Raw genomic sequence first — 17,890 nt, 5'->3', positions numbered from 1 at the left:
GCGACGGCTCAGATGCGATGCGCGCGCCGGATGATCCGCGCCGCCTGCTCGCCGATCACGGCACAGGGGGCCTGCGTGTTGCCGGTTGCCACCCGCGGCATGATGGAGGCATCGGCGATCCGAAGCCCCTCGACGCCATAGACCTTGAGCGAGGCATCGACGACCGACCGCTCGTCGCGCCCCATCTTGGCGGTGCAGCTCTGATGCCAGTAGGTCACCGCCGATTCGCGCACGAACTGCTTCATGGCGTCGCCGGCCAGCGGGCCCGGCAGCGACTCGCGGGCAACGAGAGGCGCAAAGGCCCTGGCATTGCCGAGTTCGCGGCACAGCTCGATGCAGGCCAGCGCCGACTCCATATCCGCCGGAGCCGACATCATGTTGGCGTCGACCACCATCTCCGAGGCAGGGTCCGCGCCGGTCAGGCGCAGTTGGCCGCGACTGGCCGGTCGCGCGAGGCCCGCGAACATTGTCCAGCCATGAGAGGGAGCGCCCCGCGCGGCGGTTCTTTCGCTCGGCACCGGGAATTCCACCTGGCAGAACAGCAGATCGGGCGCCTCAAGCTCCGGTCGCGATTTCCAGTAGAGCGTCGCCTCATTACCGGTGTTGCGGGGCGCGACAGGCTCGCGATATTCCCAGATGCAGCAGAACGCCACGTGATCCTGAAGATTGCCGCCGACACCCGGCAGATGCTGGAGGACGGGGATTCCGACGCGCCCCAGTTCCTCGCGGTCGCCGATGCCCGAATGCATCAGCAACTTCGGCGTGTGGATCGCACCGAGCGACAGAACCACTTCGAGGGTGGCGCGGACCGTGGAGATGCGCCCCTCATGGACGATCTCGACGCCCACCGCACGCCGGCCTTCGAAGATCACCCGCCGAACCGTCGTCCCCGTGAGAACGGTGAGGTTCGGCCGGTCCATCCAGGGATGGACATAGGCGCGGAACAGCGACTGGCGCCGTCCGTCGCGCACCAGCGTGTCGGTGAGGGCCGCGCCGCCCGGCCCTTCCATCATCGCGCCATTGGGATGATCGAAGGTCGGGATGCCGATCTCCTCGGCCGCATCCAGCATGGCCAGCGCGATGGGGCTGGGATCGCGCGACGGCTGAACCCAGACAGGGCCGGAACGGCCCCGGTAGGCCGGGTCCGGTGAGCCCTGCCAGTTTTCGATGCTGCGGTAGATGTCCAGCACGGAGTCATAGCCCCAGGCGGGATCGCCGCTCTCCGACGCATAGAAGTCCCAGTCACTGCGGTGACCGCGCGCCCACACCATCACATTGATGCTGGAGCCGCCGCCAAGGCCCTTTCCCATCGACATCGGCAGGGCCCTGCCGTCGAGATGAGGATTGGGGGTGGCCATGAAGCCCCAATCGCGCTCGCTGCCGAGATTGAGCGGCCACTGCGCCGGGTCGAGGACCGTTTCCGCCTCATCGCTTCCGCCCGCCTCGACAAGGAGAACCTGCACGTCCGGGTTCTCCGCCAGCCGACGGGCGACGACCGAGCCCGAGGCGCCGGCGCCACACACGATGACATCGTAATGCCCCCGCAAACCCGCCTTCAGTCGCGCCTGGTTCGCTGCCGCGCGGATGGCGAACTCCAGTTCCTCGCCGTTCTCGATGCTGCTCATGCTGCTGCCTCCATTAAGGGAAGGCGCTGAATATCAAATCTATCAAATTTATCAAATACGCTTTTTCGTGATTTTGGTGTGTTTTTGCGCTAGGCAGCAATTCGGGCGTGCGAACGGAAAGGATGCGAGCATGATCAACGCCGAGAAGGACATCCTCACCACTGCCGACACCGCCAAGCTCCTCGGCGTCTCCGTCCGCACCGCGCAGTTGCTCATCGAAGGCGGGACGATCCCGTCCTGGAAGACGCCCGGCGGCCATCGGCGCGTTTATCGGGCGGATGTGATGGCGCTGATCGAGAGCGGGGGCCGAAGCGCACCCGCCCCGACATCGTCCACCGTCGTCATCATCGCCGCGGCCGTGCGGCTGGCGCAGTATCGCGAGCTTGCCGGGCAGATGCCGGAATGCACGGCGGAGATGTTCGACGACATTCTGGCGGCGCTCGTGTCGATCGGAGCGATGAAGCCGCACGCCATCATCGTGGACCTTGAAGACGCGGTCGCGGAGCTGAAGCCGCTGATCGAGAGTCTGGCGGAGAACCCCGCATTGGCGCAAAGCCGCCTTCTGGCGGTGGGACGCCCGTCCGCCCTTTCATGGGAACTGCCCGCGCGCGTCATGCGGGTCGCCAGTCCGGGCGAAGCCATGGCGGCCCTGCGCAAATGGATCGGGGGCGATGAGGAACCCATTCTCGAACAGGACGGGCTGCCCTACCCGATCGCCCTGAATGAGCGGCAGCGGCTGGTCGCGCTCGAACGCACCGGCCTGCTGGACTCCCCGCCCGAAGAGGCTTTCGACCGGCTGACCTGGCTGGCCGCGCAGAGCCTTGATACGCCGATCGCCCTGATGACCCTGCTGACCCCGACGCGGCAGTGGTTCAAGTCGCGGATCGGACTCGACCTGCCCGAGACCCCCCGAAGCTGGGCGTTCTGCAATCACACCATCCTGCAACGGCAGGTCTTCTCCGTCCCGGACCTCTCCCGGGATTCGCGTTTCGCCGACAATCCCGCCGTGCGCGGCGAACCGGGGTTCCGCTTCTATGCCGGCGCCCCGGTACACGACGATGAGGGCTTTGTGGTCGGCTCGCTCTGCGTCATCGACCAGAAGCCCCGCACGCTCGACGAGCGCGAGGCGCGCACCATCGAGGCGCTGGCCGCCCTGGCTTCCGACGAGGTGCGGCTGCGCAAGATGGACCGCAAACTGCGCGAGATGCAGCGCGCCAAGGATCGCGCCCGACCCTGAGCGCGGAGGGCGCGCCGCCCTCCGCCAGCGACATCTCCGATCTCCGGCGCGGGATGGGGCCGGGGATGAGCCACCCACCCCTCGCCGCGCGAAAAATGATATCGCGATAAATAATGATTGACAGCCAGGCATTCGACGGCCTATCCATCACATATCGCGATAACAGTTATCGCCATTAGATGGAGAGAGCCGATGAACACGAAGACGACGAACCTCCTCGCCACCGTGGTTGCCGCGGCCAGCCTGTCCTCCGCCGCCCTCGCCCAGCCGGCCGGCCCGATCCCGGCTGCCCAGTCCGTCCGCAATGTCGTGCTGGTGCACGGCGCCTTTGCCGATGGCTCGGGCTGGCGCGGCGTTTACGAGAACCTGACGCAGCGCGGCTATACCGTCACCATCGTGCAGAACCCCCTCACCTCCCTCGCCGATGACGTCGCCGCCACCAAGCGCGCCCTCGCCCGACAGAATGGGCCGGCAATCCTCGTCGGCCATAGCTGGGGCGGCACCGTCATCACCGAAGCGGGCGTCGACCCCAAGGTGGCCGGCCTCGTCTATGTCTCCGCCCTCTCGCCCGATGCCGGTGAGAACACCGCCCAGCAATATGAAGGCTTCGTCACGCCGCCGGAATTCGTTCTCGACATCGGTCAGGACGGCTTCGGCTATGTGAAGCCGGAGAACTTCAAGGCCGGCTTTGCCGCCGATGCGAGCGGCGCCGACGCCGCCTTCATGCGCGACTCGCAGGTGCCGATCGCCATGTCGTCCTTCGGTACCAAGCTGACCCAGGCGGCCTGGCGCAGCAAGCCGAGCTGGGCGGTGATCGCCACCGACGACAAGGCCTTCGATCAGAAGATGCTCCAGCACATGGCCAAGCGCATCGGCGCGAAGGTCACCGACGTGCCCGCCAGCCACGCCGTCTTCATGACCCAGCCCAAGGTCGTCGCCGACGTGATCGACGAGGCCGCGAAGAGTGCCAGCGCCGCCGTGCAGTAACCCCGAGGCCCGCTTCCACCCGCGAGCACAGCAGCGCCGGCGCGACCTTTCGGTTCCGCCGGCGCTCCGTATTGAGAAACCTCGTGCCGATCCGGCGTGAGCGCCGGCCACGTGGCCCAGCCGCTTTACAGCGTCGGGACGGTGCCGCCATCGATGGTCAGCTCGGAACCATGGATCGCCGACGCGCGGTCCGAGGCGACGAAGGCGATCAGTTCCGCGACCTCGTCCGGCCGGGCCGGTCGGCCGATCGGGATTCCGCCAAGCGCGTCAAGGATGCTCTGGCGGGCGGCCTCTTCGCTGCCGCCCGATCCGGCGGCGATCCGCTTCACCAGCGCCTCGGCCGCCTCGGTATAGATCCAGCCGGGCGACACCACATTGACGCGCACGCCCTTGGGACCAACTTCCTTCGACAGCGACTTGCTGTAGGCGACGAGCGCCGCCTTGGCCGCCGCATAGGCCGTGGTGGATTCCGGCAGCGGCAGCTTGCGCTGGATGGAGGCCGTATGGACGATGGATCCTCTCCCGCGGGCCAGCATGTGGGGCAGCAGGAGGCGGTCGAGGCGCACCGCGCTCATCAGGTTGAGATTGAGCTCCGCGCTCCAGTGCTCCTCTTCCAGCGCGGCAAAGCCACCCGAGGGCGATGCCGAACCGCCGAGCACATGGGCGATGATGTCGACCGTGCCCAGCCGCGCGGTAATCTCCCCGGCGAAGGCGCGCACACCCTCGACCGAGCTGAGGTCCGCCTGGACGAAAGACGCTGGTGGCACGAAGTCGGGCCGCGCCGAGCGGGCGGCGGTCATGACCCTCGCCCCACCCGCCAGGAAACGCTGGAAGGCCGCCGCCCCCGCGCCTTTCGTCCCACCCGTCACCACGACATTGCTGCCGGCGAATTCCTCGGGATCGAGCCGCGCCATCAGCCGATCTCCAGTTCGACGATCTTGTCGTCGGCAAGCCGGAAATGGAAGGAGAGACGGACCGGACTGCCGGCAAAGGCACCCGAGACGGTCGCCTCCACCACATACCGTCCCTCCTCCATGCGGAAGGCGAAGGGCACGGCAATCGCCTGATTGGCGAGTGTCGCCTCCGCGATCCAGTCGCGAATGGCCGCACTGCCGCGATGGCTGCGCCGCTCATCATGCACGACGGCGTCGCCGGAAAAGCTCGCCAACATGCGCTCCTGATCGAAGGATGCGTTGGCCTCGAAATAGTCGCGCAGAGGCACGGGAAGCAGAACCATAAGCCCTTCTCCATGGATGTGGCGTGGGTGGCTTGACCGCGCAGTAGCTGGAGCCAAAATAACGAAAGGACAAGAACCTACGAAAAAGTAAGGTACCCACCCATGAGTAAGCGCCCTGCCTATACGCCGGCCCTGGCGGCCGAAGGCGTGCAGGATATTCTGCGTGTGCTGGAGGGCCGCTGGAAGCTGGCCATCCTTTTCCAGCTGTTCGGCGGCAAGGTGCGACGCTTCTCCGAACTTGAACGTTCGATTGACGGGATTTCGCAGAAGATGCTGATCCAGCAATTGCGGCAGCTGGAGAAGGATGGCGTGGTCGCCCGCATCGTCCACCACGAGGTTCCCCCACGGGTGGAATATCACCTCACGCAATGGGGCCAGGCTTTGTGCCCCGCGCTCGACGCCCTGCTGCTCTGGGCGGAGGCCGCTCCCGCCCCCTTCGCGCCGCGCGAGGCCGGGTGATGAGTCAGTCGCAACGGGTCGGGGCTTCCCGCGAAATGGGAGGCGGCCCCGATGCAATGGCAGCAACGGACCGGCGACCCGTCATGGCAGATAGGCCTCGGCGCCGATGGCGATGATGTCGTCTTCGCTGAGGGTGCGGTTCCAATGGGAGTAGAGCGTCTGGCGCTCCGCCGGGAGTCCGACCTCATGGCGCAGATGGCGGTGGATCTGCCGGAATGCCTTGTGCTCGCACCCTCCCCAGAAGAAGGCACGGGAGAGGTCCTCCGGCCAGCTCACGGAGCGGATCGCGTCGGGCAGCAGAGAGGTCGTCCCGGCCGGCGCGCCGCCCCGGTGCAACCAGCGCAGGTCAACGCTGGCGGGACGCATCAGGGGCACTTCGTCGGCGGGAGTGTCCACCTCGATGAAGGCGACGCCACACGCGGTCGGCTCCATCTGTTCGAGCAGCCGCGCAATGGCGGGCAGGCCGGTTTCGTCGCCGGCGAGAACATAGAACCGCGCCGGCTTCGCGCCATTGGCCGCCGGCCCGAGAATGCCGACAATGTCGCCCGGCTCGGCCGCCATCGCCCAGCGCGTGGCCGGTCCCGGTCGTTCATGCAGGGCGAAATCGACGGTGAGCTCGCCGGCGGCGGCGTCGATGTGGCGGATGGTATAGACCCGCGTCGGTAGTTTCTGCCCGTCGGGCCAGACGACATGGCCGCGATCATCCAGCACCGGCCATTGCAGCGCTTTTGCCGGCTTCGGCTGGAAGATGAGGCGGCAATGAAGCTGGTCCGGGCGGTCATAGCGCGCGAGATCCTCGCCATGGAAGACCACGCGCTTCATGCGCGGCGTCAGGGGCTGAACGCGCGCGACGCGCAGAACCCGCAGATCGGCCGGCAGCGCAGGCCCCACCTCGTCACCGGTCCAGACAATGTCGAGCCGCTCACTCGCGGCAATGAAGCTGATGGCCCCGACCAGTGCATGCTTGATGCGGTTGAGAGCGTGATCTTCCACCGTCTCGACGCTTAGCCGAAGCTGCCCGGGGCGTATCTCCAGCCGCGCGCGCCCGAACGGGCTCGCCACCTCGTAAGCCTCGCCTGAAGCCGCGTCCTGTGCCGGACTGACCGTCATGTCATGGGTGGCGATCGAGGTCAGGATCGGGTCGAGAAACCGATCAAGCCGCGGAAAGCTCACATGGGTCGTCGCACGGTAGGGGCGCGGCTGCGGGGGCCTCTCCATGCGTTAGTCTCCTTCCCTCAAAGAGACCCAGAGCGGACCATCGATCGGCACTGCCATGAAGCGGTTGATCTCGGTCAGCGTCCGCGCCGGATCAAGGCCGGCGCACCGCTCCGGGTGAAGCCATGTGGCGACCAGCTCGATGAACAGGATGTTGAGCGGCGCCGCCGCGATCAGGCCGGTCCAGATGGCATGGACGCGGTCCTCCCGCACGCTGGCCATCTGGTCGAAGCCGGTACGCCGGGTAAGCGCCGCCAGCGCCGTGCGTGCGGCCACCGGATCGAGGCCGGGGCCGATGGGCGGGCGACCGCCCGCCGCCCAGCCGCCGCCCGAGGCGATGTACACCTCATGCGGCGTGGCGATGAGATATTCCAGCGGCAGCTTCTGGAACCAGGGCGCGGTGACCGCCGGCAGGGGCCGGCCGCCGGCCATGGCGAGCAGGTCGCCCCAGATGCGGCGTCCCGCCGCCCAGCAGCAATCATCACCGGTCGACTGGATCTCAAGATAGGTGGTCACCGGCGCGGCACCGTCGAGGCGCTCCCGCAGATCGCGCAGATGCGCGTCCATGAAGGCGATATAGGCCTCGGCCTGCGCGCCCGCGCCAAGGAGCTGCCCCCAAAGGCGCAGCTGGCTTTTGGGCAGGGCCAGCGGGTCCTGCGGTGCCGGCGGATCGTCGGCATTGCTGGACGCGTCGCTGAAGACGACGGGAATGCGGTTGCTCTCCAGCCACTCGACCAACGGGTCGGCGGGCCCCTCGGGCGTCATGACATAGTTCGTCACCACGAGGTCCGGCGATAGGCTGGCGATCTGCTCGCGCGAGATGGTATCCGCCGTGAGGCGGCCGACCGGCGCGATGGCGTGACGTCCCTGCAGCCGCTGCTGAAGCTGCGGGCTGTCGATGCGCTCGGCTGCGGCCCATCCCACCACGAGCCCGGCGGGATCGGGGTGAAGCGCCGCCATGGTTAGAATATCCCGCGCTTCCAGCAGGATGATCCGCGTCGGCGGCGCGCTCAGGCGGACCGGGCGGCCGGCCATATCCGTGAGCATGATGGGGGCGTCGCCGGCCGCGCGCGTGGGCCCCGGAAGGGCGCCGAGCCAGCCGCCAATCACGAGCGCGCCGCAGAAGCCGCGCCGGTCGAGCGCGCCGGGCGCTACCATGTGTAGCGCAGGCCCGCCAGCACCAGCCGGCCATTGCCGAACTGGCAGTAATAGGAGGAACTGCAGCTCGAATAATACTCGGTGTCCATGAGATTGGTCACGTTCAGCGTCGCCTTAAGCCCCTTCAGGCTCTTATTGAGCATGCTGAGGTCATAGCTCAGCGCCGCGTCGACCAGCGTGTAGCCGTCGAACTCCAGCGTGTTGGCGCTGTCGGCATAGCTCGGGCCGACGATACGCACGCCGCCGGCCACCATGAGGCCGTTGAGCGCCCCCGTGTCGAAGGTGTAGCTCGCCCAGAAGGAGCTGAAATAGTCCGGCACCGCCTGGGGACGCTTGCCGACATCGGCGGCGACGGTCGACTCGGTGATTTCCGTGTCAAGGAAGGTCACGGCGGCGATCAGTTCGAGGTTGCGGGTGACATTGCCCCGCGCCTCGAATTCGAGACCGCGCGAGCGGACCTCGCCCTGCTGGACGTTGAACCCCGTCAGCACATCCTGCGTCAGCACATTCTGCTGGCGGATATCGAAGGCGGCGACGGTGAAAAGGGCATCCACGCCCTCGGGCTGGTACTTGAGGCCGATCTCATATTGCTCGGCGGTGGAGGGCACAAAGGGTGTGCCGGTAATGTCGACCCCGGTCACCGGCTCGAAGGAGGTGGCGTAGCTGACATAGGGCGCGAGGCCATTGTCGAAGAGGTAGAGCAGGCCGGCACGGTAGCTCGTGGCCTCGCTGTCCTGCTCGGAGCTCGTATTGGCGAGCAGATTGTCCGAATCCTCATGCATCCAGTCGTGCCGGATGCCGAGCAGCGCCCGGAACTGGCCGAAGCTGATCTGGTCCTGCGCGTAGATGCCGGTCTGCCAGAGCGATTGGTCGCTATTGATGACCGTGCTCAGCGCCCCGACCGGCTGGCCATATTGCGGGTTCACCACATTGAGCGGCGTGGCCGCACCCATCAGGTACTGCCAGCTGCTCGACGTGTTCTCATAGTCGACGCCGAGCAGTGCCGTGTGCTGGACGGCGCCGGTCGCGAAATCGAACTGCAAATGGTTGTCGGAGGCAATGCCGCCGACCGCTTCGATCGACTGCACCGCGATGCGGGGAATGAGACCATCGGCGCTGATCGGGCCGAACATCTGCAGCGACTGGAAATCGACGTCGACATGCGAGTAACGCAGGCTCGACTTGAAGCTCACCATGTCATCGAAGCGGTGCTCGAAGGCGTAGCCGATGCCATATTGCTCGCGTGAGAACGAGTCGAAGTCCGGATCGCCGACATTGAGGTCACGGTCGAGATAGGATTTGTAGGCGGCCGGGGCGAGTTCGCTCGGGTAGAGCGAGTTGAAATAGCCGCCGTCCGGGTCCTTCTGATAATAGCTGCGCAGCGTCAGCGAGGTGTCGGCGGTGGGCTGCCACTTCACGATCGGCGCGATGGCGAAACGCTGCTCGTCGACGCCCTCATATTGGGTGCCGGAATCCCGGCCGACCAGACTGAAGCTGTATTGCCAGGTACCGTCCTTGGTGATCGCGCCGCTGGAGGCGAGGCCGGCCTGGATGCGGTCATAGGTGCCGCCCTGCACGAAGGCCTCGCCATGCGGCTCGATCGTGGGCGAGCGGCTGATCTGGTTGACGATGCCGCCGGGGCTGACCGCGCCATAAAGCAGCGCGGCCGGACCCTTCAGCACATCGACCCGCTCCAGCAGGAACGGATCGATCGAGGTCTGGGCGAAAGCCTGACCGCGCGGCAGCTGCAGCCCGTCGAGGAAGCTCACATAGTTGGTGGCCGTTCCGAACGAGCCAAAGCCGCGGATGAAGATGGAGTCGTAGCGCGCATTGGTGTCACGATCCGACAGCACGCCGGCCGTGTAGCGCAGGGCCTCGCTTACCGTCTGCGGGTTCTGCTCATCCATCTGGCGGCGGGTCACGCTGGTCACGGACAGAGGCGTCTCAAGCACCGGCGTGTTGGTCCCGGTCGCGGTCGCGTTGCGCGTCTGCAGCAGCGTGTCGCCATCCCCGCTCGCCGCTTCCTCCACGGTGACGGTATCAAGCGCGACGGGCGCCTGCTGGGCCGCGGCGGCGTTCATGACGGCGTTCATGGCGGCGAGCAGCGCGCCGATGGAAACGGCATGCCGGAACAAGTTGCGCTGGACCATCGTGCCCTCGTGGGAAAGACCGGGCCCGGCGCGGCGAGCGGCGCCACCGGGTGTTCGATCTGTCGGTTGTCGATGAGGCGCAGATATATAAACGGGACGGTTCCGTCCAGTTTATTTCGACTTATAATCAACAGATTAGAATTGGACGCAAGTGCATTTGCGGCTATGGACGCGGGACAGGCGTGACAAGCGGGGCCGGGATGGCCATGTGCGGCTGGGATGGCGGATACGGGCAGAGGTGAGCATGATCGAGACGGTGGCGCGGCGAACCCTTCGTGGCGGGCGACCCTCGCGCGGCAAGGCCCAGGAGCCGGTGGAGCGCATCCTGGAGACCGCGACGCGCCTGTTCGCCTCGCGGGGCTTTGCCGGCACGTCGATCGATCAGGTCGCCACGCTCTGCGGCGCGGGCAAGGATACGATCTACCGGCGCTTTCCCTCCAAGGTGGCGCTGTTCGAAGCGGTGGTCGAGCATGCGAGGGCGCGCGCCCTCGCCCAGGTGCCGGACCTGACGGCGATTGACGGGGAGCCGCTGGAGCGGCTCGAACGGTTGCTGCGGATGTTCCTTGCCATCAACATGGAACCCGACCTGGTTTCTCTGAAGCGCATCACCTTCAGCGAGGCGGTGGTGTTCGAACGCTCGAATCCGGTTCTCGCGCAGCCGGACCCGCTCATGGCGCGGCTGGTCGAGGCCGTCGCCGCCGCGCAGGCGTCCGGCGCGCTGTCCCCCGGGGGGACCGACGCCCTCGCCGCCCATCTCATCCATGCGCTGGTGTCGATCCCGACCACGGACGCCATGCTCGGCGGCGCGGCCTATGCCACCCCGGATGCGCTGGAGGCGCATTTCACGACGACGTGGGAATGGCTGCTGCGCGGCGTGAGCGCGCGAGGGAACGGCTGAACACGCGCGCCATGGCCGCGAGGGCCCGCCGCGGCTGACGGCCTCACAGCGCCAGCGCGATTACCATCATGGACAGCACCGCCACCATCACCCCGTCCGCCGCGCGGTAAAGTTCCAGCGCCCGGCGGATGTCGGCGGCGGTGCAGTCGCGCCGCCCGCCCTCGCCCATCACCCCATCGGTGGAGAGAACCCCGCCATAATAGCGCGGCCCGGCAATGGCGATGCCGAGCGCGCCGGCGAGCGCCGCCTCCGGCCAGCCGGCATTGGGCGAGCGGTGCTTTTTCGCGTCCCGCCGCATGGCCCGCCAGCCTGCGCGCGGCGAGGCGCCCGGCACGAACACGGCGCCGGCGATCAGCAGCAGCCCGGCGAGGCGCGAGGCCGGCAGGTTGACCAGATCGTCGAACCGCGCCGCCGCCCAGCCGAAATACAGGTGCCGCGCATCCTTGTGCCCGATCATGCTGTCGGCGGTGTTCACCGCCTTGTAGGCGCAGGCCCCGGCGAGCCCGCCGACCGCCATCCAGAAGGTTGGGGCGACGATGCCGTCGGAGAAATTCTCCGCCAGACTCTCGATCGCGGCGCGCGCCACGCCCGCCTCGTCCAGCTTCTCGGGGTCGCGCCCGACGATCATCGACACCGCCTGCCGCCCCTCGGGCAGGCTGCGCTCCAGCCCCTCGGCGACGGCAGCCACATGCTCGTGCAGGCTGCGCTGGGCGAGCAAGGAGGAGCCGGCGAAGGCCGCATAGAAGAAGCCCATGGGCAGCAGCAGCAACAGTTTCTGCACCGCCGCCCCGGCGGTCAGCCCCACCGCGAGCAGCACCAGCAACGTCGCCACGCCGGCGAATTTGCGCTCCAGCGGGCTGTCCGTGTCGCGGTTCACATGGGTGTCGAGCAGGCTGATCAGCCGCCCCACCCACATCACCGGATGGCCGATCCGCTCCAGCAAAATCCGCGGATAGCCCAATGCGGCCTCGAACAGCAGCGCAACGAGGGTTAAACCGAGGGTGAGTTCGAGGGCCATCGGGAGTGATTCTCTGGTCGGCCCGCGAATCCGTCCCGCGCGCGGCCCCACCATTTCCGCCCGCGCGGACGCTATCAAGGGCCGAAGGGCGAAACGGAGCACGGTAAGCGCGCGATGAACATTCCCGTCCACCCCGGAATCGGCCTGCTGCCGCCCGCGATCGAAGCGGGCAAATGGCAGAGGCTCGCCGAGGTGTTCGGGTTTGACCGCTTCCGTCCCGGCCAGCAGGATGTTGTGGATGCCGTGCTGGCGGGCGTGCCGACGCTCGCGGTGATGCCGACCGGCGCCGGCAAGTCGCTGTGCTACCAGCTCCCCGCGCTGGTCTTCGGCGGGCTCTCCCTCGTCGTCTCGCCGCTGATCGCGCTGATGGACGACCAGGTGAACGCGCTCAAGCTTCAGGGCGTCGCCGCCGAGGCGATCCATTCCGGCAAGTCGCGCGAGGACAATGTCGCGATCTGGCGGCGGGTGGCGGCGGGCGAGATCAACCTGCTCTATCTCGCCCCCGAGCGGCTGCTCACCGAGCGGATGCTGGCCGCCCTCTCCCGCCTGCCGCTCGGCCTCATCGCCATCGACGAGGCGCATTGCATCTCGCAATGGGGCCATTCCTTCCGCGCCGAATATCTGGCGCTGGGCAAGCTGCGCGAGATGTTCCCGAGGATCCCGCTGGTCGCGCTCACCGCCACCGCCGACAAGGCGACCCGCGACGACATCGTCGAGCGGCTGTTCGGCGGGCAGGCCCGCGTCTTCGTCTCCGGCTTCGACCGGCCGAACATCTTCATCGGCGTCGAGGACAAGAAGGACCCGGCCCGGCAGATCGAGAGCTTCGTGCGGGCGCGCGAGGGCGTGGCCGGCATTGTCTACCGCATCTCCCGCAAGAAGGTGGACGAGACCGCCGAACGGCTTCAGGCGGTCGGCATCCGCGCGCTGCCCTATCACGCCGGCATGAGCCCGGAGGCGCGGGCCGCCAATCAGGAAGTGTTCCTGGCCGAGGACGGGGTGGTGATGGTCGCCACCGTCGCCTTCGGCATGGGCATCGACAAGTCGGATGTGCGCTATGTGCTGCACGCGGATTCGCCGGGCACGCTGGAGGCCTATTATCAGGAGATCGGCCGCGCCGGGCGCGACGGCCAGCCCTCCGAGGCGCTGCTGCTCTATTCCGCCGGCGACATCGCCACCCGCCGCCGCTTCCTCGACGAGGAGCCCTCACCGCCCGAGCGCAAGATGGTGGAAGCCCGCCGGCTCGACGCCATGGTTGGCTTCTGCGAGGCGGTGACCTGCCGGCGCGCCGTGCTGCTCGGCTATTTCGGCGAGCGCGCCAAGGCCTGCGGGTCGTGCGATGTGTGCCGCGATCCGCCCAAGGTGGTGGATGCGAGCCGCGAGGCGCAGCTGGTGCTGCGGCTGGTGCGGGCCAGCGGCGAACGCTATGGCGCGGCCTATATTGCCAGCCTCGTCACCGGCCAGCGCAACGACCAGATCTGCGGGCGCGGCCATGACCGGCTGGCCGATTTCGGAACCGGCGCCGACAAGCCGGCCACCGAATGGCGGGCGCTGCTGCGCCAGCTGGTGGCGACCGGCGCGCTGCATGCCGATCCCGCCCGCTTCGGTGCGCTGGTGCTCACCGAGACGGGCCTCGCCGTGCTCGGCGGCACCCGCGCCTTCACCCTGCGCGCGCCCGCCAAGCGCCGGCGCGAGAAGCCCGGCCGCGGCGAGAGCGGCACCGAGCTCGCCCCGGCCGAGAGCGCCCTGCTCGGCAAGCTCAAGGCGCTGCGCCGCGAACTGGCGGCCGAGCGCGGCGTGCCGGCCTATGTGGTGTTCGCCGACAAGACGCTGGAAGAGATGGCGGTGGAGCATCCGCGCAGCCGCACCGAACTGGCCTCCGTGCGCGGCGTCGGCGCCGCCAAGCTGGAAGCCTTCGGCACGGCGTTTCTTAAGATCCTCAAAGAATTCTCTTAAGATTTTCATAGAAATCGCGTCGGGAAGTTTTCCACGCGCAAAAGAGTTCACGAACGCCGAATCCGCCCCTAGACTGATCAGCAACGGGCGCCAAAAGCTCGGAATGCACCCAGCTCCGGGATGGAAACGATGGAATTTAAACTGCTTACGGCCGCTGTGGCCGCCGCTACCCTTGCTGTCACGGTCGTTGGCGCGCAGGCGCACGGCCCGACCCGCCAGAAAGTCTCCGAGAAGATCGAGATCAACGCCCCGCCGGAGAAGGTCTGGGCGGTGGTCTCCAATTTCCAGGATGGCGGCTGGATTCCCGTGGTCGCCAAGACCGAGGGCACGGGCGGCAACGCGGCGGGCGCCAAGCGCACGCTCACCCTCAAGAACGGCGCGACCGTCGAGGAGGAAGTGGCGAAGCTCGAGCCGGAAAAGATGACCCTCATGTACCGCATCGACAAGGTCGATGTCGCGGTGCTGCCGGTCACCAATTATTCCTCCTGGCTGGTCGTCACCCCCACTGAGGGCGGTGCCAAGTCGCAGGTCGAATGGCGCGGCGCCTTCTATCGCGGCTACCCCAATAACGACCCGCCGCCGGAGCTGGACGACCAGGCCGCCATCAACGCCGTCACCGGGCTCTACAAGGCCGGGCTGGACGGGCTGAAGAAGAAGATCGAAGGCGGCAGCTGAGGCGGTGGCCACACCGATCCTTGCTCCCTCTCCCCGGCGGGGAGAGGGCTGGGGTGAGGGGGAAGACGGCAGGAATTTTGCCCCCATGGCTCGCCCCGCCACCCCTCCTTCGAGGCCGGCCTTTGGCCGGCACCTCAGGATGACGTCGTCATGAAAAGCACCGTCATCCTGAGGTGCGAGCGCAGCGAGCCTCGAAGGATGCAGGGTTGGAGCGGCTTACGCACCCAACGCGCCGCCGCCAAGGCCGGCTATCCCCTCACCCACCCCTCTCCCTCAGGGAGAGGGCTTCTCGTCCTGCTGTTGGCCAGCGCCGCCCTCCTCCTCATCACCCCCGCCCGCGCGGATGAGGCCTTCATCACCTCGCAGCCGGCGGAAATGCTCTCCATCGTCGATCTGCCGACCGGCAAGGTGGTCGCCAGCCTGCCCATTCCCGGCAAGCCGGCGGGCATCGCGGTCGACCCGGCGGGCCGGCGCGCCTTCGTCACCTCGCCGGACGGCAAGGCGCTGACCATCATCGACGCGGCCACCCGCACGGTGGAACGGCGCGTGGATGTCGGCGGCGGGCCGCTCGGCGTCGCCGTGCATCCCTCCGGCAGCCCGGCCTATGTCGCGGACTGGTACCGGCACAAGATCGTCGCGGTCGATGCGGCGAGCGGCACCATCACCGGCGAGGTCGCGGTGGGCGATTCCCCCTCCGGCCTCGCGGTAACGCCCGATGGCGCGCTGCTTCTGTCGGCCGACCGTGATTCCGATCAGGTCAGCCTCATCGACACGGCCAGCCTCGCCCGCGTGGCGACGGTGAAGGTCGGTGCCCGCCCCTTCGGCGTCACCATCGACGCGGAGGGCACGCGCGCCTACACCGCCAATGTCGCCTCGGACGATGTCAGCATCATCGACATTCCCGCCCGCACGGTCGTCGGCACGGTGAAGGTCGGCCAGCGGCCCTATGCGGTGGCGCTGGCGCAAGGCCGCGCTTTCGTCACCGACCAATACGCCTCGACCGTCACCGTGTTCGACACCGCAACGCTCGCCCGTCTCGCCGCCATCCCGGTCGGCGACTACCCGGAGGGCATCGCCGCCAGCCGCGACGGCACGCGCGTCTATGTGGCGAACTGGGAAAGCAACACGCTGAGCGTCATCGACAGCGCGAGCCTCAAGGTGATCGCCGACATCGAGGTGGCGGACGGCCCGCGCGCCTTCGGCGCCTTCATCCGGCGCACCGATCCCTGACGGCCACGCGCGAATGATGCGCGGGTCATCCGCATGTCACACGGAACACGGACTCACGGTTTCGGGCGCCGCACCCCATAGTCATGGAACGAAGTGGGCGACCCAAGAACGAAGCGGGCGACGCACGCGCAGGAGGCCGACATGGACGAGGAATTCTGGCACGGCAAGTGGCAGGGCAACCAGATCGCCTTCCACGAATCCGAGCCCAACGCGCTGCTGCGGAAACATTTCGCCGCGCTGGACGTGGCGCCGGGCGGGCGGGTCTTCGTGCCGCTCTGCGGCAAGTCGCATGATGTCGGCTGGCTGCTGGCGCAGGGCCATCCGGTGGTCGGCGCCGAGCTAAGCCGCCTCGCCATCGAGCAGCTCTTTGCCGGGCTCGGCCTCACCCCGACCATCACCACGCTCGGCACGCTGGAGCGGTTCGAGGCGGAGAAGCTGATCGTCTATGTCGGCAACATCTTCGATCTCGACGCCGCCACGCTCGGCCCGGTCGCGGCGGTCTATGACCGCGCGGCGCTGGTCGCCCTGCCAGCGGCGATGCGGGACCGCTACGCCGCCCATCTCATCCACCTCACCCATGCCGCGCCGCAGATACTGATCACCTTCGAGTATGATCCGTCGCTGGCCATCGGCCCGCCCTTCAGCGTCGATGCGCATGAGGTGCGCCGCCATTACGGCACCGCCTACCGCCTCGCGGAAGCCGCCCGCGAGGAGACGAAGGGCGGCGTCAAGGGCCATCCCTCCCATGATTGCGTCTGGCTGATGCACCGCCGCTGAGCGCGCCCCCCCGCGCGTCAGATCGCGTAGTCGCCGGGCTGCATGGGCGGCGGCGGGCGGCAATCCACCCCGGTGGAGCCGGCGAACAGCCGGGCGCGGTCAAGCCGCACCGCCACCTTCTCGCCGATCGGCACGCGCACGGTCGGGGCGATATCGGCCTCGAACAGCGCCCCGCCGACCGACACCTCGACCCGGCGGATGGCGCCGTGGCGGCGGAAACCGCGCACCTCGCCCTCCAGCCCCGGCGTGCCGGGCAGGCCGAGCGAGACGTCATGCGGGCGGACATAGAGCAGGCCCGGCCCATCCGGCACGGCCTGCGTCGCCGCCGCGATCGCCGTGGCGCCGGCCAGCGCCAGCCCGCCCTTCACCTCGACCTCGATGCGGCTCGATTCGCCCATGAAGCCGAACACGGCGGCGGTGGCCGGCTTGTCATAGACATCGTCCGGCGTGCCGACCTGCTCGATCCGGCCCTTGCCCATCACCACCACCCGGTCGGCGAGTTCGAGCGCCTCCTCCTGGTCGTGGGTGACGAACAGCGTGGTGTGGCCGGTGCGGTCATGCAGCTCGCGCAGCCATTTGCGCAGTTCCTTGCGCACCAGCGCGTCGAGCGCGCCGAACGGCTCGTCGAGCAGCAGCACCTTGGGCTCGATGGCGAGCGCACGGGCAAGTGCCACGCGCTGGCGCTGGCCGCCGGAGAGCTGCGCCGGGAAGCGCCCGCCGAAACTGCCGAGCTGGACGAGGTCCAGAAGGTCCGCCACCCGCGTACGGATCTCCGCCTCGGAGGGCCGCTCGGCACGCGGGCGGGAGCGCAGGCCGAAGGCGACGTTCTCTGCCACCGTCATATGGCGGAACAGCGCGTAATTCTGGAACACGAAGCCGATGCCGCGCCGGCGCACCGGCACGGAGAGCGCGTCATGCCCGTCGAACAGCACGCGGCCATGGCTCGGCTCCTCCAGCCCGGCGACGATGCGCAGCAGCGTGGTCTTGCCCGAGCCGGAAGGGCCGAGCAGCGCCACCAGCTCGCTCGGCTTGACGTCGAGCGACACGTCGGCCAGCGCCGGCGCCCCCTTGCCGAACGTCTTGCCCACCTGGTCGATGGTCACCGCGACGGTCATAAAACGCTCACTTCATGTAATTAAAACAATTCACCGGAAGATAGCTGAAAATTCGGGCCTGTGAAGCCGCAATCGGGCGCGCCGGCCCGCCGGGGACCGCCACGCTCACGCAAATTGCGCGGGGCCGGATTCCACCGCCCGGCAAATCCGTGTAGC

16 protein-coding genes are annotated in these 17,890 nt (G+C 68.0%); 8 read left to right on the top strand and 8 right to left on the bottom strand.

Annotation, left to right across the window (positions count from 1 at the left end):
• Positions 1–8 precede the first annotated feature (8 nt).
• Positions 9–1,625, bottom strand: a complete 1,617-nt coding sequence (locus KIP89_RS15190) for a GMC family oxidoreductase (RefSeq protein WP_213756428.1) — start codon at positions 1,623–1,625, stop codon at positions 9–11.
• Here KIP89_RS15190 and KIP89_RS15185 point away from each other — a divergent pair.
• Both KIP89_RS15185 and KIP89_RS15180 read left to right on the top strand, forming a co-directional pair.
• On the top strand, positions 1,624–2,862 hold the full coding sequence (locus KIP89_RS15185; protein WP_250152532.1) for a GAF domain-containing protein: 1,239 nt from the start codon (positions 1,624–1,626) through the stop codon (positions 2,860–2,862). The two genes, KIP89_RS15190 and KIP89_RS15185, sit on opposite strands and share 2 nt — an antisense overlap.
• Before the next feature lie 192 nt (positions 2,863–3,054).
• Positions 3,055–3,849 (top strand): alpha/beta fold hydrolase, encoded by a 795-nt coding sequence (locus KIP89_RS15180; protein ID WP_213756427.1) that lies wholly within the window; start codon positions 3,055–3,057, stop codon positions 3,847–3,849.
• A gap of 125 nt (positions 3,850–3,974) precedes the next feature.
• Here the strand turns inward: KIP89_RS15180 and KIP89_RS15175 are convergent, their stop codons facing one another.
• A complete protein-coding gene (locus KIP89_RS15175) occupies positions 3,975–4,763 on the bottom strand; it encodes an SDR family oxidoreductase (RefSeq protein WP_213756426.1) in 789 nt (262 codons plus the stop codon).
• Complete coding sequence (locus tag KIP89_RS15170; protein WP_213756425.1) at positions 4,763–5,086, bottom strand: nuclear transport factor 2 family protein; 324 nt, start codon at positions 5,084–5,086, stop codon at positions 4,763–4,765. The genes KIP89_RS15175 and KIP89_RS15170 overlap by 1 nt, the downstream gene beginning before the upstream one ends.
• 102 nt (positions 5,087–5,188) lie before the next feature.
• On the opposite strand from KIP89_RS15170, the gene KIP89_RS15165 reads away from it, so the two are divergent.
• Positions 5,189–5,545: a winged helix-turn-helix transcriptional regulator gene (locus tag KIP89_RS15165; protein WP_213756424.1), complete on the top strand. Its 357-nt coding sequence runs from the start codon at positions 5,189–5,191 to the stop codon at positions 5,543–5,545.
• 81 nt (positions 5,546–5,626) lie between these two features.
• On the opposite strand, the gene KIP89_RS15160 is transcribed toward KIP89_RS15165, so the two are convergent.
• The 3 genes from KIP89_RS15160 to KIP89_RS15150 are packed head-to-tail and all read right to left on the bottom strand — an operon-like array spanning position 5,627 to position 10,068.
• Positions 5,627–6,763 (bottom strand): siderophore-interacting protein, encoded by a 1,137-nt coding sequence (locus tag KIP89_RS15160; RefSeq protein WP_213756423.1) that lies wholly within the window; start codon positions 6,761–6,763, stop codon positions 5,627–5,629.
• Between the two features lie 3 nt (positions 6,764–6,766).
• Positions 6,767–7,918 carry an ABC transporter substrate-binding protein gene (locus tag KIP89_RS15155; protein ID WP_213756422.1) on the bottom strand — a complete coding sequence of 384 codons (1,152 nt, stop codon included), beginning with the start codon at positions 7,916–7,918 and terminating at the stop codon, positions 6,767–6,769.
• Positions 7,912–10,068 carry a TonB-dependent siderophore receptor gene (locus tag KIP89_RS15150; protein ID WP_250152531.1) on the bottom strand — a complete coding sequence of 719 codons (2,157 nt, stop codon included), beginning with the start codon at positions 10,066–10,068 and terminating at the stop codon, positions 7,912–7,914. Before KIP89_RS15150 ends, KIP89_RS15155 begins: the two co-directional genes overlap by 7 nt.
• Before the next feature lie 244 nt (positions 10,069–10,312).
• Between KIP89_RS15150 and KIP89_RS15145 the strand changes: the two genes are divergently transcribed.
• Entirely contained in the window at positions 10,313–10,966 is a 654-nt protein-coding gene (locus KIP89_RS15145; RefSeq protein ID WP_213756421.1) for a TetR/AcrR family transcriptional regulator, read from the top strand.
• Positions 10,967–11,009: 43 nt separating this feature from the next.
• Here KIP89_RS15145 and cbiB read toward each other — a convergent pair whose 3' ends face one another.
• Positions 11,010–11,984, bottom strand: coding sequence for an adenosylcobinamide-phosphate synthase CbiB (gene cbiB, locus KIP89_RS15140; RefSeq protein WP_213756420.1), 975 nt, complete (start codon positions 11,982–11,984; stop codon positions 11,010–11,012).
• A gap of 114 nt (positions 11,985–12,098) precedes the next feature.
• Between cbiB and recQ the strand changes: the two genes are divergently transcribed.
• The 4 genes from recQ to tmpT all read left to right on the top strand — a co-directional run bounded on the left by recQ (position 12,099) and on the right by tmpT (position 16,619).
• Positions 12,099–13,937, top strand: coding sequence for a DNA helicase RecQ (recQ, locus tag KIP89_RS15135; RefSeq protein ID WP_213756419.1), 1,839 nt, complete (start codon positions 12,099–12,101; stop codon positions 13,935–13,937).
• Between the two features lie 129 nt (positions 13,938–14,066).
• The gene (locus tag KIP89_RS15130; RefSeq protein ID WP_213756418.1) at positions 14,067–14,612 is read left to right on the top strand and encodes an SRPBCC family protein; all 546 of its coding nucleotides are present in this window, start codon (positions 14,067–14,069) and stop codon (positions 14,610–14,612) included.
• Between the two features lie 198 nt (positions 14,613–14,810).
• Positions 14,811–15,842, top strand: coding sequence for a YVTN family beta-propeller repeat protein (locus KIP89_RS15125; RefSeq protein WP_213756417.1), 1,032 nt, complete (start codon positions 14,811–14,813; stop codon positions 15,840–15,842).
• Between the two features lie 141 nt (positions 15,843–15,983).
• A complete protein-coding gene (tmpT, locus tag KIP89_RS15120; protein ID WP_213756416.1) occupies positions 15,984–16,619 on the top strand; it encodes a thiopurine S-methyltransferase in 636 nt (211 codons plus the stop codon).
• 17 nt (positions 16,620–16,636) lie between these two features.
• On the opposite strand, the gene KIP89_RS15115 is transcribed toward tmpT, so the two are convergent.
• Positions 16,637–17,734, bottom strand: coding sequence for a sulfate/molybdate ABC transporter ATP-binding protein (locus KIP89_RS15115; RefSeq protein WP_213756415.1), 1,098 nt, complete (start codon positions 17,732–17,734; stop codon positions 16,637–16,639).
• Positions 17,735–17,890 lie beyond the last annotated feature (156 nt).

Origin of the sequence: Ancylobacter radicis, assembly GCF_018449475.1 — a bacterium.
In the GTDB taxonomy this organism is placed as follows: Bacteria; Pseudomonadota; Alphaproteobacteria; order Rhizobiales; family Xanthobacteraceae; genus Ancylobacter; species Ancylobacter radicis.
The sequence above is the reverse complement of the archived record's forward strand: the minus strand, read 5'-3'. Positions and strand labels throughout refer to the sequence as shown.

Bases quoted from the DNA above. Each gene is read 5' to 3' on its own strand.
- KIP89_RS15185 (WP_250152532.1), top strand. From the start codon at position 1,624: ATGCTGCTGCCTCCATTAAGGGAAGGCGCTGAATATCAAATCTATCAA.
- KIP89_RS15190 (WP_213756428.1), bottom strand. From the start codon at position 1,625: ATGAGCAGCATCGAGAACGGCGAGGAACTGGAGTTCGCCATCCGCGCG.
- KIP89_RS15180 (WP_213756427.1), top strand. From the start codon at position 3,055: ATGAACACGAAGACGACGAACCTCCTCGCCACCGTGGTTGCCGCGGCC.
- KIP89_RS15175 (WP_213756426.1), bottom strand. From the start codon at position 4,763: ATGGCGCGGCTCGATCCCGAGGAATTCGCCGGCAGCAATGTCGTGGTG.
- KIP89_RS15170 (WP_213756425.1), bottom strand. From the start codon at position 5,086: ATGGTTCTGCTTCCCGTGCCTCTGCGCGACTATTTCGAGGCCAACGCA.
- KIP89_RS15165 (WP_213756424.1), top strand. From the start codon at position 5,189: ATGAGTAAGCGCCCTGCCTATACGCCGGCCCTGGCGGCCGAAGGCGTG.
- KIP89_RS15160 (WP_213756423.1), bottom strand. From the start codon at position 6,763: ATGGAGAGGCCCCCGCAGCCGCGCCCCTACCGTGCGACGACCCATGTG.
- KIP89_RS15155 (WP_213756422.1), bottom strand. From the start codon at position 7,918: ATGGTAGCGCCCGGCGCGCTCGACCGGCGCGGCTTCTGCGGCGCGCTC.
- KIP89_RS15150 (WP_250152531.1), bottom strand. From the start codon at position 10,068: ATGGTCCAGCGCAACTTGTTCCGGCATGCCGTTTCCATCGGCGCGCTG.
- KIP89_RS15145 (WP_213756421.1), top strand. From the start codon at position 10,313: ATGATCGAGACGGTGGCGCGGCGAACCCTTCGTGGCGGGCGACCCTCG.
- cbiB (WP_213756420.1), bottom strand. From the start codon at position 11,984: ATGGCCCTCGAACTCACCCTCGGTTTAACCCTCGTTGCGCTGCTGTTC.
- recQ (WP_213756419.1), top strand. From the start codon at position 12,099: ATGAACATTCCCGTCCACCCCGGAATCGGCCTGCTGCCGCCCGCGATC.
- KIP89_RS15130 (WP_213756418.1), top strand. From the start codon at position 14,067: ATGGAATTTAAACTGCTTACGGCCGCTGTGGCCGCCGCTACCCTTGCT.
- KIP89_RS15125 (WP_213756417.1), top strand. From the start codon at position 14,811: ATGCAGGGTTGGAGCGGCTTACGCACCCAACGCGCCGCCGCCAAGGCC.
- tmpT (WP_213756416.1), top strand. From the start codon at position 15,984: ATGGACGAGGAATTCTGGCACGGCAAGTGGCAGGGCAACCAGATCGCC.
- KIP89_RS15115 (WP_213756415.1), bottom strand. From the start codon at position 17,734: ATGACCGTCGCGGTGACCATCGACCAGGTGGGCAAGACGTTCGGCAAG.